This window comes from uncultured Phenylobacterium sp. (genome assembly GCF_902826855.1).
Classification (GTDB): domain Bacteria; phylum Pseudomonadota; class Alphaproteobacteria; order Caulobacterales; family Caulobacteraceae; genus Phenylobacterium.
In genome coordinates this window covers 1-14,187 of sequence record NZ_CADEGK010000123.1, presented here as the reverse complement: position 1 = coordinate 14,187, position 14,187 = coordinate 1, and the positions used below count along the sequence as shown (strand labels likewise).

13 protein-coding genes and 1 pseudogene are annotated in these 14,187 nt (G+C 66.5%); 6 read left to right on the top strand and 8 right to left on the bottom strand.

Annotated elements, in window-relative coordinates; genetic code table 11:
* Positions 1 to 490, top strand: a 490-nt coding sequence (locus tag QZV94_RS16250) for a KH domain-containing protein (protein ID WP_293679022.1), incomplete at its 5' end; no start/stop codon positions are given.
* 3 nt (positions 491 to 493) lie between these two features.
* Here QZV94_RS16250 and katG read toward each other — a convergent pair.
* Complete coding sequence (gene katG / locus QZV94_RS16245) at positions 494 to 2,710, bottom strand: catalase/peroxidase HPI (RefSeq protein WP_293679020.1); 2,217 nt, start codon at positions 2,708 to 2,710, stop codon at positions 494 to 496.
* A 163-nt stretch (positions 2,711 to 2,873) separates the two neighbouring features.
* Here katG and recO point away from each other — a divergent pair, with 163 nt between their 5' ends.
* Entirely contained in the window at positions 2,874 to 3,605 is a 732-nt protein-coding gene (gene recO / locus QZV94_RS16240; protein WP_293679018.1) for a DNA repair protein RecO, read from the top strand.
* 79 nt (positions 3,606 to 3,684) lie between these two features.
* Here the strand turns inward: recO and QZV94_RS16235 are convergent, their stop codons facing one another.
* On the bottom strand, positions 3,685 to 5,409 hold the full coding sequence (locus QZV94_RS16235; RefSeq protein WP_293679016.1) for an ATP-binding protein: 1,725 nt from the start codon (positions 5,407 to 5,409) through the stop codon (positions 3,685 to 3,687).
* 122 nt (positions 5,410 to 5,531) lie between these two features.
* Here QZV94_RS16235 and QZV94_RS16230 point away from each other — a divergent pair.
* A pseudogene (locus QZV94_RS16230) lies at positions 5,532 to 5,666 on the top strand (DNA repair protein RecO); the annotation flags it as partial.
* 6 nt (positions 5,667 to 5,672) lie between these two features.
* Here QZV94_RS16230 and QZV94_RS16225 read toward each other — a convergent pair.
* A complete protein-coding gene (locus QZV94_RS16225) occupies positions 5,673 to 6,257 on the bottom strand; it encodes a PEPxxWA-CTERM sorting domain-containing protein (protein WP_293679014.1) in 585 nt (194 codons plus the stop codon).
* Between the two features lie 172 nt (positions 6,258 to 6,429).
* On the opposite strand from QZV94_RS16225, the gene parC reads away from it, so the two are divergent.
* Positions 6,430 to 8,679, top strand: coding sequence for a DNA topoisomerase IV subunit A (parC, locus tag QZV94_RS16220; protein ID WP_293679012.1), 2,250 nt, complete (start codon positions 6,430 to 6,432; stop codon positions 8,677 to 8,679).
* Positions 8,680 to 8,905: 226 nt separating this feature from the next.
* Here parC and QZV94_RS16215 read toward each other — a convergent pair whose 3' ends face one another.
* From QZV94_RS16215 to QZV94_RS16205, 3 genes are read right to left on the bottom strand one after another with little or no spacing between them, the layout of a single operon-like run.
* The gene (locus QZV94_RS16215; RefSeq protein WP_293679010.1) at positions 8,906 to 9,727 is read right to left on the bottom strand and encodes an enoyl-CoA hydratase-related protein; all 822 of its coding nucleotides are present in this window, start codon (positions 9,725 to 9,727) and stop codon (positions 8,906 to 8,908) included.
* 57 nt (positions 9,728 to 9,784) lie between these two features.
* Positions 9,785 to 10,948, bottom strand: coding sequence for a hypothetical protein (locus QZV94_RS16210; RefSeq protein ID WP_293679008.1), 1,164 nt, complete (start codon positions 10,946 to 10,948; stop codon positions 9,785 to 9,787).
* The gene (locus tag QZV94_RS16205) at positions 10,945 to 11,751 is read right to left on the bottom strand and encodes a hypothetical protein (RefSeq protein ID WP_293679006.1); all 807 of its coding nucleotides are present in this window, start codon (positions 11,749 to 11,751) and stop codon (positions 10,945 to 10,947) included. Before QZV94_RS16205 ends, QZV94_RS16210 begins: the two co-directional genes overlap by 4 nt.
* Positions 11,752 to 12,006: 255 nt before the next feature.
* On the opposite strand from QZV94_RS16205, the gene QZV94_RS16200 reads away from it, so the two are divergent.
* Positions 12,007 to 12,258: a hypothetical protein gene (locus tag QZV94_RS16200; RefSeq protein WP_293679004.1), complete on the top strand. Its 252-nt coding sequence runs from the start codon at positions 12,007 to 12,009 to the stop codon at positions 12,256 to 12,258.
* 43 nt (positions 12,259 to 12,301) lie between these two features.
* Here the strand turns inward: QZV94_RS16200 and QZV94_RS16195 are convergent, their stop codons facing one another.
* A complete protein-coding gene (locus QZV94_RS16195) occupies positions 12,302 to 12,826 on the bottom strand; it encodes a hypothetical protein (RefSeq protein WP_293679002.1) in 525 nt (174 codons plus the stop codon).
* 94 nt (positions 12,827 to 12,920) lie between these two features.
* On the bottom strand, positions 12,921 to 13,691 hold the full coding sequence (locus tag QZV94_RS16190) for a glutathione S-transferase family protein (protein ID WP_293679000.1): 771 nt from the start codon (positions 13,689 to 13,691) through the stop codon (positions 12,921 to 12,923).
* A 131-nt stretch (positions 13,692 to 13,822) separates the two neighbouring features.
* Here QZV94_RS16190 and QZV94_RS16185 point away from each other — a divergent pair, with 131 nt between their 5' ends.
* On the top strand, positions 13,823 to 14,101 hold the full coding sequence (locus QZV94_RS16185; RefSeq protein ID WP_293678998.1) for a hypothetical protein: 279 nt from the start codon (positions 13,823 to 13,825) through the stop codon (positions 14,099 to 14,101).
* The last annotated feature ends 86 nt before the right edge of the window (positions 14,102 to 14,187 follow it).

Below are 14,187 nucleotides of genomic sequence, written 5' to 3'. Positions count from 1 at the left end.
GCAGCGCCTGTTCGAGACCGGCGTCTATTCCGAGGTCTTCATGATCTCGGCGGCCGACGGCTCCGGCGTGGACGATCTGAAGGCCCGCCTGGCCGAACTCATGCCCGAGGGCCCCTGGCTCTACCCCGCCGACCAGACCGCGGACCTTCCCGCCCGCCTGCTGGCCGCCGAGATCACCCGCGAGAAGCTCTACCTGCGCGTCCACGAGGAGCTGCCCTATTCGGCCGCCGTCGACACCACCAAGTTCGAGGAGCGCAGGGACGGTTCGGTCCGCATCGAACAGACCATCTACGTCGAGCGCGAAAGCCAGCGTCCGATCATCCTCGGCAAGGGCGGCCAGACCCTGAAGTGGATCGGCCAGAAGGCGCGCGAGGAACTTACCGAGCTCCTTGGCCGCCCCGTTCACCTGTTCATCCACGTCACCGTCGACGAGAAATGGGCCGACAAACGCGAGTTCTACGGCGACGTGGGCCTGGACTTCGACGTCTGAGCCTTACGCCGCCGCGCCCCTCCTTCGCGCACGGGGCAGGTCGAAACGGTCGGCGTTCATCACCTTGGTCCAGGCCGCCACAAAGTCCGCCACGAACTTCTCCGCTCCATCGCGCGCGGCATAAACCTCGGAAATAGCCCGCAGCTGCGAGTTGGAGCCGAAGGCCAGGTCGGTGCGCGTCGCCGTCCACTTCTGCGCGTCGGTGCGCCGGCAGGCGCCGACGAAGGTCTGGTCTGAGCTGTCGTCGACCTGCTTCCACGCCGTGCCCATGTCGAGCAGGTTGACGAAGAAGTCGTTGGTGAGCTGGCCGACGCGGTCGGTGAACACGCCGTCCTTGGAACCGCCGTGGTTGGCGCCGAGCACCCGCAGGCCCCCCACCAGCACGGTCATCTCCGGCGCGGTGAGCCCCAGCAGTTGCGCCCGGTCGACCAGCAGTTCCTCGGTCGGAATGCTGAAGGGGGTCTCGACGTAGTTGCGGAAGCCGTCGACCCGCGGTTCCAGCACCGCAAAGCTGTCGGCGTCGGTCTGTTCCGGGGTTGCGTCCACCCGGCCGGGGGCGAAGCTCACCGTCACCTCCCGCCCTGCGTTCCTGGCCGCCTGCTCGACCGCGGCCGAGCCCCCCAGCACGATCACGTCGGCCAGCGAGACCGGCTTGCCGAAGCCGGCGCAGACGCCTTCCAGCACCTGCAGCACCCGGGCCAGCTCCGCCGGTTCGTTCACCGCCCAGCTCCGCTGCGGCTCCAGGCGGATCCGCGCGCCGTTCGCGCCGCCGCGCTTGTCGGAGCCGCGGAACGTCGAAGCCGACGCCCAGGCGGTCTTCACCAGGTCCGCGACCCTCAGGCCTGAGGCAAGGATCGCAGCCTTCAGTCTGGCGACGTCGTCCGCGCCGAGCGGCGGGTGGCCCCCGGCCGGCAGGGGGTCCTGCCAGATCAGGTCCTCGGCCGGGACCTCGGGGCCGAGGTAGCGGACCTTCGGGCCCATGTCGCGATGGGTCAGCTTGAACCAGGCGCGGGCGAAGGCGTCGGCGAACTGGTCGGGATTCCGATAGAACCGCTCCGCGATCTCCCGGTATTTCGGGTCCATCTTGAAGGCCATGTCGGCGGTGGTCATCATCGTCGGCAGGCGGCGCTCGGGGCTGTGCGCGCCCGGCGCCATGTCCTCCGGCTTCTGGTTGATCGGCTGCCACTGGTGTGCGCCCGCCGGGCTCTTCACCAGCTCGTAGTCGTACTCCAGCAGCATGCGGAAGTAGTTGTTCGACCACTGGATCGGCGTCGGCGTCCAGGCGCCCTCCAGGCCGCTGGTGATGGTGTGGTCGCCCATGCCGCTTTCGTGGCCGCTATGCCAGCCCAGGCCCTGCTGGGCGATGTCCGAGCCCTCCGGCTCGGCGCCCACCTTGGAGGCGTCTCCGGCCCCGTGGCACTTGCCGAACGTGTGGCCTCCGGCGGTCAGCGCCAGCGTCTCCTCGTCGTTCATGCTCATGCGCGAAAAGGTCTCGCGGACGTCGCGCGCCGACTGCAGCGGGTCGGGCCGGCCGCCCGGACCCTCCGGGTTGACGTAGATGAGGCCCATCTGGATGGCGGCCAGCGGATTCTCCAGCGCCCGGCCGGACTCCTCCTCGATCCGCGTGACGCCCACCCACTCCTCTTCCGTGCCCCAGTAGATGTCCTTTTCGGGCTCCCAGACGTCGGTGCGTCCGCCGCCGAAGCCGAAGGTGGGGCCGCCCATGCTCTCGATCGCCACGTTGCCGGCCAGGATCATCAGGTCGGCCCACGACAGCTTGCGGCCGTACTTCTGCTTCACCGGCCAGAGCAGCCGCCGCGCCTTGTCCAGGTTGGCGTTGTCCGGCCAGCTGTTCAGCGGCGCGAACCGCTGGCCGCCCGACGAGGATCCGCCGCGGCCGTCGCCCGACCGGTAGGTCCCGGCGCTGTGCCAGGCCATCCGGATGAAGAACGGGCCGTAGTGTCCGTAGTCCGCCGGCCACCATGGCTGGCTGTCGGTCATCAGCGCGGTCAGGTCGCGCTTCACCGCCGCATAGTCGAGCGTCTTGAACTCCGCCGCGTAGTCGAAGTCGTCGCCCATCGGGTCCCCGTGGGCGCCGTGCTGGTGAAGGATCTCCAGCGACAGCTGGTTGGGCCACCAGTCGCGGTTCGTGCGGCCGAGCAGGGTGCGCAGCGCCGCGGGTTCCTTGGCGGGATCGGAGAGGGGCGAGGCGTCGTCCATGGTGAGCTCCTGGGCCGCAGCGGCGGCAGGGCGACCCTAGGCGCTCGGATCGCCGCCTGACCAAACGGAATTTTGTGAATTTGCCAGAGATGAAATCTATGGCTCGAGCCGGTCTCTGCGCGGCCGCCTTCCCATCTCGCGGACCAGGGCCTAACTCACCGCGGTGGAATTCAGGGAGCGGGCCTTCGCGCTGGAGTCCGGGGCGTTCGGGGAATCCGTCGCGATCGTAGAGCTCTTGACCGCCCGCCACGGCCGCTACGCCGCCCACGTGGCCGCCGGCGCGTCGCGCAAGATGAAGCCGTTCCTGCAGGCCGGCGCGCGCGTGCTGGTCCGTTACCGCGCGCGGGTCTCCGATCAGCTGGGCTCGGCGGCGCTGGAGCCGGTGGGGGAGGGGCCTTCCGCGCTGTTCGACGATCCCCTGGCGCTGGCCGGCGTCGCCGCCGCCGCCGCCGTGGCCGCCGGGGCGCTTCCCGAGCGCGAACCCCACCCCGGCGCCTTCCTGGCCTTCGAGGCCCTCAGCGGAGCCTTCGCCCACACCGACATCTGGCCCGCCGTGTTCGTCCGCTTCGAGGCGGGCCTGCTGACCGACCTCGGCTTCGGCTTCGACCTCTCCAAGTGCGCCGCCACCGGCGTCACCGACGACCTGATCTACGTCAGCCCGAAGACCGGCCGCGCCGTCAGCCGAGCCGCCGGCGAGCCCTACAAGGACCGCCTGCTCGCGCTGCCCCCCTTCATGCTGTCCGCGCAGGGCGGCCTTCGGGAGGGCGACATCGGCGCCGGCCTCGACCTCACCGCCCACTTTCTCGAAGCCTACATCTTCAACCCCATGAACCGCCCCCTGCCGCCGGCCAGGCTGTGGCTGCTGGACCGGCTGAGGGAAGCGGGGCGGCTGTAGGCGCCTGCGCGGGCAGAACGGATAGCTGATGGTCCAGGCGGTGCGGAATGGATCTCCGCGTCCGTCGGCGGCCTGGGCGTCAGATGGCGACCGAGACCTTCCCCTGCTCGGCGACGGTTTCACGGCCCTGCATTGCGCGCGCGATCGCCGCCATCAACAGCTCGAGATCGATAGGCTTGGCCACAACGTCGTCCATGCCCGCTGCCATGTACGCGGCGCGCTGCTCGTCGAAGACGTTGGCGGTGAGGGCGATGATCGGGACGCTGCGCGCGGCGCCGGACAGGGCGCGTATCTCCCGCGTGGCCATCATCCCGTCCTTCTCCGGCATTTGGATGTCCATCAGCACGAGATCGTAGAATAGGCCCCGGCGGAACATCCCCACGGCTTCCTCTCCGTTTGCCGCCAGGTCGATGACGTAGCCGAAGGTGTCGAGCATCGCCTCGATCACACGCTGGTTTACCGCGTTGTCCTCGGCCACCAGGATCCGCAGCCCGGGGCCGGGCACGTCGAGGATCGCAGCGTCCGGCGCGTCGGCGACCTCGTCGGCGATCCCGCACGGAAGGGTGAACCAGAAGGTCGATCCCACGCCCTGCGTGCTCGTGGCGCCGATTTCGCCGCCCATTCTTTCGACCAGCTTCTTCGAGATCGCCAACCCCAGGCCGGTGCCGCCGTGGGTCCGCGTGGTAGAGCTGTCGGCCTGCGTAAAGCGATCGAACAGCCGCGGTATGGCGCCCGCGTCGATGCCACAGCCCGTGTCTGAGATCTTGACGTGCAGTCGCATCTGCTCCGGGTCAGCGTGCGCAAGGCTGACCGTAATGGCCACCGCCCCCTCGCTGGTGAACTTGAGCGCGTTGCCCGCGAGGTTGAACAGCACCTGCCGCAGCTTGGTGGGATCGCACACGACCTGGGGCGGAACGTCCGCGGCGACGACCGCCCTGAGGGTCACTCCCTTGGCCCGGGCTTGGTCCGTCAGCAGGGCCACGACTTCGCCCGCCAGCTTTCCCGGATTACAGGCAATGAGCTCCAGGTCTGCGGCGTCGGCCTCGAGTTTCGAGAAGTCGAGCACGTCGTTCAGCAGCGCCAGCAGGCCGCGCGCCGAGTCCCGTGCGGTCTCCGCCCAGTGCCGCTGGCGTGGGTCCAGCTTGGTGTCGAGCAACACCGTCAGCATACCCAGCACCCCGTTCATCGGCGTTCGGATCTCGTGGCTGACCGTCGCGGCGAATTCGGTTTTGGCGCGGGACGCCGCCTCAGCCGCGTCGCGGGCCTCTTCGAGGCGTCGGGTTTCGTCCAGGAGCGCGGCCTTGGCGTTCTTCAGCCCGGTGATATCGCTTCGCACCGCCAGGAAGCCCAGGTGCTTGCCCGTCGCGTCATGGAGCGGAAAGATCGTGCTCTGCACCCAGTAGATGTCGCCGGCCTTGGTGCGGTTGCAGATCTCGCCCGACCAGGTGCGGCCGCGTCCGATCGTGCGCCAGAGGTCCACCCAGAATTTCCGGGGCTGCAGGCCCGAATTCACCACGGCATGGGTCCGGCCGAGCAGTTCCTCCCGGCTGTATCCGCTGATCGCGCAGAACATGTCGCTGACATGCTGGATCCGGCCCTGACGGTCGGTCATTGCGACGATCTGATGGGTGTCGATGGCCCGCTGGTATACCTTCAGGTTCTCGAAATCGATGAGCGCCTGGGCGATCTCCGCCTCCGTGCGCCCGCGTCCGTCCCCCAGGTTCGGGCGGCCTGCCACGTTGAAGGGATCGTCGACCGCTTGGCTTGGTTCCCAGGCAGCGGTCTTCGGCTTGCGGTTCGGCATTCGATACCCTCGGGCTTTGGGCCATCTGCCCGAAGCAGCCTGGGTCTTCCAATCCGGAACGATCCCGTAGGTAAGGTTACCTAGGCAGGAGCTGCCGCCCGGCCTGCCGCCCTCGGCGATGCGACGGCGACATCGGCGCCGGCCTCGACCTCACCGCCCGCTTCCTCGAAGCCTACATGTTCAACCCCGTGAACCGCCCCCTGCCGCCGGCAAGGCTGTGGTTGCTGGACCGGCTGCGCGAGGCGGGACGGCTGTAGGGGGTTCTAGGCGGTTGCGGTCCTGCGCCGCCGCAGCGCCGCGCCGGCCAGCCCGAAGCCGCCGATCATCAGCGCCCAGGTCGACGGTTCGGGCACCGCGTTCGGGGTGAAGGTGAAGTCGTCGTACAGCACGCCGCCGAAGTCGGTGCTGGAGATCACCAGCCGCGTCACGCCGGAAAAGCCGGTGAGCTCGACCAGGTCCTTGCCGATGCTGTCGATCACGATGAGGTTGACCGTACCCAGCAGCGCGGCGCCGCCGTAGATCTGCACGTCGCCGACGTCGGCGCCGATGGTGTCCTCGTTGATGCCGGACATGTTGAAGCTCAGCCCCGACGAGGCCTGGTCGAAATCGACCTGCAGGGTCTGCGCGCAGTTGAAGACGGTGGCGGCGTCCGGCGACGTACACAGGCTCCCCGTGCTGGAGATCACGTTGAAACCGCCGATGGCCGTGAACGTGGCCCCGGGGAGCACCAGCGGGTCGCCCGCCGCGCCGGCGGGCAGCGCGTCGAAGTTGATCACGTCGGCCTGGGCGGCGCCGGAGGCCGCGGCGAGACCGAGCGCCGCGATGGCGGCCAGTGCGAGCTTGCGCATGCTGGAGTTCCTGACGTTGGGCCGGTCCACAGGACGACGGTATCGGATTAACTACGTCCGTTTACGCTCCGGCCTAGCTGACTCTCCTCATAGGCGAGCGACGTCCGGCAAAAAGCGGGGTCTGCGGCGGACTGCTCCGGGACGCGAATCCCTCGGCGCGCTAGAAACCCCCATGGCCACCACCACCGCCCCGCCGCCGCCTCCCGGCGACCGCATCATCGACGAGCCGCTGACGGAGGCCCTCAGCCGCCGTTACCTGGCCTACGCGCTCAGCGTCATCACCGACCGCGCGCTGCCCGACGTGCGCGATGGCCTGAAGCCGGTGCAGCGCCGCGTGCTCTACGCCATGCGCGAGATGCGGCTGAACCCGGAGAACGCCGCGCGCAAGTGCGCCAAGGTGGTCGGCGAGGTGATGGGCGGCTACCACCCGCACGGCGACCAGTCGATCTACGACACCCTGGTGCGCATGGCCCAGGCCTTCGCCCAGCGCTATCCGCTGGTCGACGGCCAGGGCAACTTCGGCAACATCGACGGCGATAACGCCGCGGCCATGCGCTACACCGAGGCGAAGCTGACCACGGCGGCCATGCTGCTGCTCGACGGCATCGAGGAAGACGCGGTCGACTTCAAGCCCACCTACGACGGCTCCGACGACGAGCCGGTGGTGCTGCCCGCCGGCTTCCCCAACCTGCTGGCCAACGGCTCCACCGGCATCGCGGTCGGCATGGCCACCTCGATCCCGCCGCACAACGCCGCCGAGCTGATCGACGCCTGCCTGCTGCTGCTCGAAAACCGCGACGCGTCCACCGAGGAGCTGATGGCCCACGTCCAGGGCCCGGACTTCCCCACCGGGGGCGTCATCGTCGAGCCCCGCGCCAGCCTGCTCGACACCTACGAGACCGGCCGCGGCGGGGTGCGGGTGCGCGCCCGCTGGACCCGCGAGGACCTGGGCAAGGGGACCTACCAGATCGTCGTCACCGAGGTGCCCTACCAGGTCAAGAAGGCCGACCTGGTCGAGCAGCTGGCCCTGCTGATCGAGAACAAGAAGGCCCCGCTGCTGGGCGACGTGCGCGACGAGAGCGCCGAGGACGTCCGCCTGGTCCTCGAGCCCAAGTCCCGCAACGTCGAGGCCGAGGTGCTGATGGAGAGCCTGTTCAAGCTCTCCGACCTGGAGACCCGCTTCAGCGTCAACCTCAACGTCCTGGACGCCCGCGGCACGCCCGGCGTCATGAGCCTGAAGCAGGCCCTGCGCGCCTTCCTCGACCACCGCCGCGAGGTGCTGGTCCGCCGCGCGCAGCACCGCCTGGGCAAGATCGAGGCCCGCCTGCACATCCTCGACGGCCTGATGATCGCCTACCTCAACCTCGACGAGGTGATCCGCATCGTCCGCTACGAGGAGGAGCCGAAGGCCAAGCTGATCGAGACCTTCGCGCTCTCCGACCTCCAGGCCGACGCCATCCTCAACACCCGCCTGCGCCAGCTCGCCCGCCTGGAGGAGATGGAGATCCGCCGCGAGCACGCCGAGCTCTCCGAGGAGCGCGACGGCATCGTCGGCCTGCTGGGCTCGGACCGCCGCCAGTGGCGCCTGGTGGGCGAGGGCCTGCGCCACACCAAGGACCAGCTCGGCGCCGCCCTCAACGCGCGCCGCTCCGCCTTCGCCGACGCCCCGCAGATCGACACCGAGGCCGCCCTGGAGGCCATGATCGTGCGCGAGCCGATCACCGTCATCCTGTCGGACCGCGGCTGGATCCGCGCCGCCAAGGGCCGCGTGGAGGACCCGTCCGAACTCAAGTTCAAGGAGGGCGACAAGCTGGCCTTCCTGGTCCCCGCCGAGACCACCGACAAGCTCCTGATCTTCGCCAGCGACGGCCGCTTCTTCACGCTCGCCTGCGACAAGCTCCCCGGCGCCCGCGGCCACGGCGAGCCGCTGCGGCTGATGATCGACCTGGACGACCGCGTGGGCCTGGTCGACGTCTTCGTCCACCGGCCCGGCGCGCGCCGCGTCATCGCCAGCAAGGAGGGCTACGGCTTCATCCTGCCCGAGGCCGAGGCCATCGCCTTCCGCCGCGCCGGCAAGCAGGTGCTGAACGGCGCCGCCCTGGTGGCGCTGCCAATTGGAACGAAGGAGGTGGGCGAATCCGACCACCTCGCCGTCATCGGCGACAACGGCAAGCTGCTGGTCTTCCCCCTCGACGAGCTGCCCGAGATGCCCCGCGGCAAGGGCGTGAAGCTGCAGTCCTACCGCGAGGGGGCGCTCCGCGACGCCACCGCCTTCAGGGCCGAGGCCGGCCTGGCCACCGTCGACGCCTCCGGCCGCACCCGCATCTGGGACGACTGGCGCGACTGGTTGGGCCGCCGATCCTCCGCCGGCAAGCTGGCCCCCAAGGGCTTCCCGGCCTCAAAGCGCTTCCGGCCGAGATAGCCCCACCGACCTCACTCTCTTGCTCGTCATCCCCGGGCTTGTCCCGGGGACCCATAGACTCCGTGGCCGTGGGGTCCGCGCGCGCTCGCGCGCCGCGAACCCTCCAGCGCCGGCGCTTATGGATGGCCCCCCGGGTCGCGCCGCTGCGCGGCCCGCCCGAGGGCAGGCTTACAGGACCGGCCATGACGAGCGGGGGGAGGGGATGAGCGGATCAAGTAGGAGAGGGCTACCCCTTCTCCTTCTCCCGATAGTCCCCGAACGCCCCGTCGCGCTTGCTCAGCGCCTGCGTCACCCCGGCGCGCAGCTCGGCCGAATAGGCCCGGCTCGCCCCCGTGTGCCAGCCCAGCGCGTGCAGGTCCGTCCCCGCGCGGATGCCGGCGCGCATGCCCATGGCCTCCATCTGCCGGTGCACCAGCCGCTTGTTCAGCTGCGCCAGTTCCGGGTCCACCTTGGCGATGCGTTCCGCCATCTCCAGCACCGCGGCCTCCAGGTCGTCCACCGGGAACGCCCGGTTGGCGAAGCCCAGCCGCACGGCCTCCTTTCCGTCGATCGCATCGCCGGTCAGCATCTGCTCCATGGCCGCGCGCATGCCCATCAGCCAGACGTGATAGTGGTTGTCCGGCGGGCTCATGGTGCGCACCGGCGGATAGCCGATCTGGGCGTCCTCGGCCACGTAGACCAGGTCGCACGCCACCGCGAGCTCCGAGCCCCCCGCCAGGCACCATCCGTGCACCTGGGCGATTATCGGCTTGGCCAGGTCCCACATGCGGAAACAGCCCTCCACCACGTGCCGCGCCCAGGACCCTTGCGCGCCGGCGGTATGGAACGGCAGCGCCCCGGTCCCCGCCAGGTCATACCCGGACGAGAAGCACTTGCCCGCCCCGCGCAGGATGATCACGCGGACCTCCGGATCCTTGTCCGCCGCCTCCAGCGCCGCGAACAACTCTCCGCGCAGCGCGTTCGACAGCGCGTTGCGCTTCTCGGGGCGGTTGAGGGTGAGGCGCCGGACGTGGGGGGCGGGATCGTCGGCGAGGATGAGGTCGGACATGTGCGGAGGAACTCCTGTTGCTAATTTAAGAGAGCGCAGAACTGAGCCAATACTTATCTAATCCCAACTACTAAGTATATCATATATTTCTGAACGGAAGGATTCTACGTGAACGGATTGAGTTTTACTTAGGCAAAACCGAATAGATTGTCTAACATCTGAAATCTGTCCCAGATGAATTGATGCAAAATACAGAAGATACCCACGATTCATCGAAAATATCATGAAGAAGAGTTTCACGACTATGTCTGATACAACCAATGAGTCAGGTATGGAGCCTTCTGAATTGAAGTTCAGACGTTGCCTCATCATTTCAATCGCTCGACTCTCGAAATTCGCCCGCGGTCTATAGAGATTGAGAATCTCAAGGCCGACCTTACGATCTCTGAGAATGATCTCCAGAAGCATGGAAATCCTCTCTTCTTGTCTTGGCGCATTGGATATTGTAGCTTGAATATGAAGTAAGTCAGCGCCAATTATATCTAATTTATTAGCGTCGTCCTTAATGTTATCCGTAGACGAGATGCCATCGACATGGTTGCTTATACCATTATCGCGCGTAACAAATTCGTCTTTTATGTCCTGAACTATTGCGTTCAGGTCATCTCCATAGATGGAACGTCGTTCCAAGGCGGAGATATCAATCGCAATTGATCCGTCGTCTCCTATCGAAGACTGAAACGAGGATCTAGTTTCAATAACGGCATGCGCGGCATCGCGACTGGGCGCTCGTTTGATTAGAGAATTCCAAAGGGCCGACCGAAGTGCGGACTGGTAAAACGCGGCACCGGCCGTCTGGCCCAGTTGTGCCTCAATGTTTATCCTCACCGCTTCACGCGCACTGCGACGCTCGCCGGGTTCATCCAGGAGGTTTGCGATCTGTAGTCGAACGGCAACGTCCGCTGGATTGTTTTTCACATACTCCCGAAGGTCCGAGGCGATGTCACCTACCGTACCGACGTGGACTACGCCGAGATGATCCATGAAAACGAATACAGGCCTTGAGCCCAGATCAACGAATATCGGGATGTCGATTGAGAATATGAGATCAGGAGTCTCCGATATTCTGGAGAACGACGAAATGAGATCCGAGATCTCATCCACAGTCTGAAGATAGTAACCTTCACTTCCGTCAGATTGTAGCAACGGGAGGAAGAAACCAGGTGATCGCTCCCCCATGTACGGAGCGTAGGCCGTCACTTGGAGGGAGGTCGAGCTCATATCATACTCCACGATCTATAGAGATCGCGTACCTCAGTCTCGAGCAGAGTATGGTAATGTTCAGGGTTTCGTCCAGGGATAAACTCGTAGGTCTTTATTATCACCGACCTGTTGTTCAGTTTTTCCAACCAAGGTGCGCGCCTCTGGTCGGTCCACAGGGTGTGGGGAACTACGATTGCCTGCAAGTCGCCAACGAGTGGCACGTCCTTGTCGAATATGACTTCTACAGAACACACTCTGTCGTCTGGTTCGTTTCGGCCCGGCGAAGTAACTAGGTTGAGGTAGGCGCGGGCATGGAAATCCCAGTCCTCAGAGATCTGATCGGGCGCGGGAATCTGGCGGGTGTCGCCTTTCAAATAGGGGTCCATTGACCCGAAGGTGGCATGAATTAAGTGATTGGGTGCCCACTGATCGCTTCCCAGATTGAAGTCTTCGAGCCTCATTTCGTCAGTCACGTGATGTGCATACATCCGTTTTGAGTAGGCGCCAGTGTCAAAAGCAAATATAGCGCGTGAATGCTTGATTAGATTGGGTCGAAATATGAAGCAATAGGGACAGGCGGCTTCAAATTTTACTGAACCTTCTTCCGAAATTCGATAGGCTGGCCTTCCGTAAAACAAATAAGCAAGCGACTGATCGAAGACGTTACAGGGCTGAGTCTCGATTTTATCGGCGCGAATTATATCTTCGGCGGTAACGCCCTTCGTAATGTGGGTTAGAGGCATCAGGCCCCAGCCAAGTGGTTGGTTTTGTCGTTGAAGCCATTCCAAGAAGCCAGGGCGTCCGGGATCAAGAGTTGGCATCGGTTCTTCTCGTGCGGACTTCCTGCATCAGAAACTTCCTTGAATTTGTCTGGTCGTCCAGAGGGCTCAGGACGGAATTCGGGGACAGAATATCCATTCCCCTTCCGGCTGCATCCCCAGGATGCCACCGGCTTAAGTCCATTGGTGGCACGCTCCACGCCTGGACCTTGAGCCCTCCGCCACCCTGAGGCTCCGACCTGCCTTGTGTGCAGACCGGCGCCCAACTAGCGTCACCACGGATCGGGGAGTGGGCATGTGCGGCAGGTTGGGGTTCTGACGTTGATTGCGGTCGGCTTGCTTGTCGCGGGATGCGCTTCGACGACTGTTGGCGGCAACGAAGCTGGCGGCGTTGTCACCGGCAGCGGCCTGACGATGGCGACGCAAGAGAAATTCGCTGCGGCCGAGGCTGACTGCGCCAAATATGGGAAGCTGGCGCGAGTGACGAAGGTGAGCGCCTGGGATGGCACCCTCAGCTACGAGTGCGTCCAGAAGCAGCCGAAGGAATAGCTGCCGGGGCGGGCACGCTATGTGCCTGGACTTTGGCCCTGCGTCAGACCTCTGGCGGCGGCGGGGGCAGGGGGGTCCGCAGCACGATGTCGCTGTCTGAGTAGGCCGTCAGCATTGTGCCCTTTGGGATCGTCGTACTCTTGCCCTTGATGAGGGCGGCGACGGGCCAGATTGGAAACAGGATCAAGCCCGTGGCCACTTGGGCGCCAGTGTTGTGTTCACCCTGGGTGGCGCGGTTGGCCCGCAGGCGAACGCGCTCGTCGCCGATCTTGATGTAGCTCAAGCTTATGTTCAGCTTGCCCGTCTTGCCGAGCATGCCGTTCTTCCGCGCGTCGACCACCTCGCCCACGCCGCGGTAACCGGCGCGCAGGATCGTGCCGTCCGATAGCCGCACGTCGTCGTCCAGGCTGACGGTGAAGCGGTCACCCACCTGGGCCGTCTTGCTGGAGAGGCTGTCCTCCAGCCTGATGCGGAACTCCGTCCCCTCCGGCACCTTCACGTCCGCCCACGCCGGCCCCGCAGCCAGCATGAGCGCGGCCGCCAGGGCCGCCCCGTTCCCGATTTTCATGATGCCCCCCAAGGCGTTACGCGCCAGCACACACGCTAAGGTCGACGGCGCCCCTTCGTCCATCCCTGCGCGCGAATTCCCTGCGGAGGCCCCCCTACTTCCGCGGCCCCCACGACGGCGCCTTCGGCAGCACCGGCAGGTTGCCCGGGATCACCCCCGGGCGCGCCTTGGCGACCATCCGCTGGTAGGCCGGCCGCGCCTCGACCTTGGCCTTCCAGGCCGCCACCTTCGGGAACTGCGCGGTGTCGAAGATGTTCAGCACGCCGCCCACGTTCAGCGGGAACAGCATCATGATGTCGGCGCCGGAGAACTCAGCGCCCCCGAACCACGGATGCTTGCCCAGGAACTCTTCGGCGAACTGCACCGAGGCCTCGCTATCCACCAGCGGCGAGCGCCGCGTGGGCGGCGCGGCCATCCAGGCGCGGTAGTCGGAGAAGATGCGCGGCGCCAGGCTGCCTTCGGCGTAGTGCATCCACATCAGGTGGTGCGGATAGTCGGCGCTGTCCTTCGCTGGCTGCAGCCTGCCGCCGCCGTGGCGCTCCAGGATCAGCTCGATGATGGCGCCGGACTCCACCAGCACCTGGTCGCCGTACTGCACGGTGGGGGCCATGGGCACAATCGGGTTGATCGCCCGGATCGCCGCCATCGACGCGCCCAAGTCGCCCCGCTTGAACTCCAGCCGGTAGGGCAGGCCCAGCTCCTCCATCAGCCACACGATCCGCTCCGAGCGGCGGCCCTCCAGGTGGTAGATGGTGACCGGCGGCATGGCCCCCCCCTTGCCGGTTGCGGCGCGGGCGGCGGCCGGGGCGAAGGCGAGGGCGCCGAAAAGGGTGAGCGCCGAACGGCGGGCGAGCGTATGGGTCATGGGGCGGCCTCCCGAGCCTTCTCTTTTTGGTTGTCGCCCATCTATGGCGCCGCTCGGGCGCCCGGACCAACCCCCCGCCGCAACCTCCACCCCCACCCCGCATTACCCAAGCCCCACCCTGGAACCCGCGCATGAACCCCTGGACCCGCCTGACCTTCGACGCCTGGCGCCTGACGATGGAGGCCAATGCGGTGATCGCCCAGCGGGCGCTGCTGTTCGCGACCGGCGGGGCAGGGGCCCAGGCCGAGGCCTCGCGCATGCTGTCCGAGAAGATCGACGCGGGCCTGGCCCTGCAGGCGCTGGCCTTCACCGGCGGCCTCGGCGCCACGCCCCAGCAGGCGGCCCGCAAGACGCTCGCCCACTACCGCCGCAAGGTCCGCGCCAACCGCCGCCGCCTGTCGCGCGGCTAGGCGAAAGCCTGGTGGTTCCAAATCCATAAAGCCCTGTCATCCCGGCCGCAGCGAAGCGGAGAGCCGGGACCCAGGAGCCGCCGCAC

What these genes read in the sequence shown, in the direction of transcription:
- QZV94_RS16215 (WP_293679010.1), bottom strand. Translation starts at nt 9,727, where the DNA reads ATGTCCGACCTCATCCTCGCCGACGATCCCGCCCCCCACGTCCGGCGC.
- QZV94_RS16210 (WP_293679008.1), bottom strand. Translation starts at nt 10,948, where the DNA reads ATGAGCTCGACCTCCCTCCAAGTGACGGCCTACGCTCCGTACATGGGG.
- QZV94_RS16235 (WP_293679016.1), bottom strand. Translation starts at nt 5,409, where the DNA reads ATGCCGAACCGCAAGCCGAAGACCGCTGCCTGGGAACCAAGCCAAGCG.
- QZV94_RS16190 (WP_293679000.1), bottom strand. Translation starts at nt 13,691, where the DNA reads ATGACCCATACGCTCGCCCGCCGTTCGGCGCTCACCCTTTTCGGCGCC.
- QZV94_RS16195 (WP_293679002.1), bottom strand. Translation starts at nt 12,826, where the DNA reads ATGAAAATCGGGAACGGGGCGGCCCTGGCGGCCGCGCTCATGCTGGCT.
- katG (WP_293679020.1), bottom strand. Translation starts at nt 2,710, where the DNA reads ATGGACGACGCCTCGCCCCTCTCCGATCCCGCCAAGGAACCCGCGGCG.
- QZV94_RS16205 (WP_293679006.1), bottom strand. Translation starts at nt 11,751, where the DNA reads ATGCCAACTCTTGATCCCGGACGCCCTGGCTTCTTGGAATGGCTTCAA.
- QZV94_RS16225 (WP_293679014.1), bottom strand. Translation starts at nt 6,257, where the DNA reads ATGCGCAAGCTCGCACTGGCCGCCATCGCGGCGCTCGGTCTCGCCGCG.
- parC (WP_293679012.1), top strand. Translation starts at nt 6,430, where the DNA reads ATGGCCACCACCACCGCCCCGCCGCCGCCTCCCGGCGACCGCATCATC.
- QZV94_RS16185 (WP_293678998.1), top strand. Translation starts at nt 13,823, where the DNA reads ATGAACCCCTGGACCCGCCTGACCTTCGACGCCTGGCGCCTGACGATG.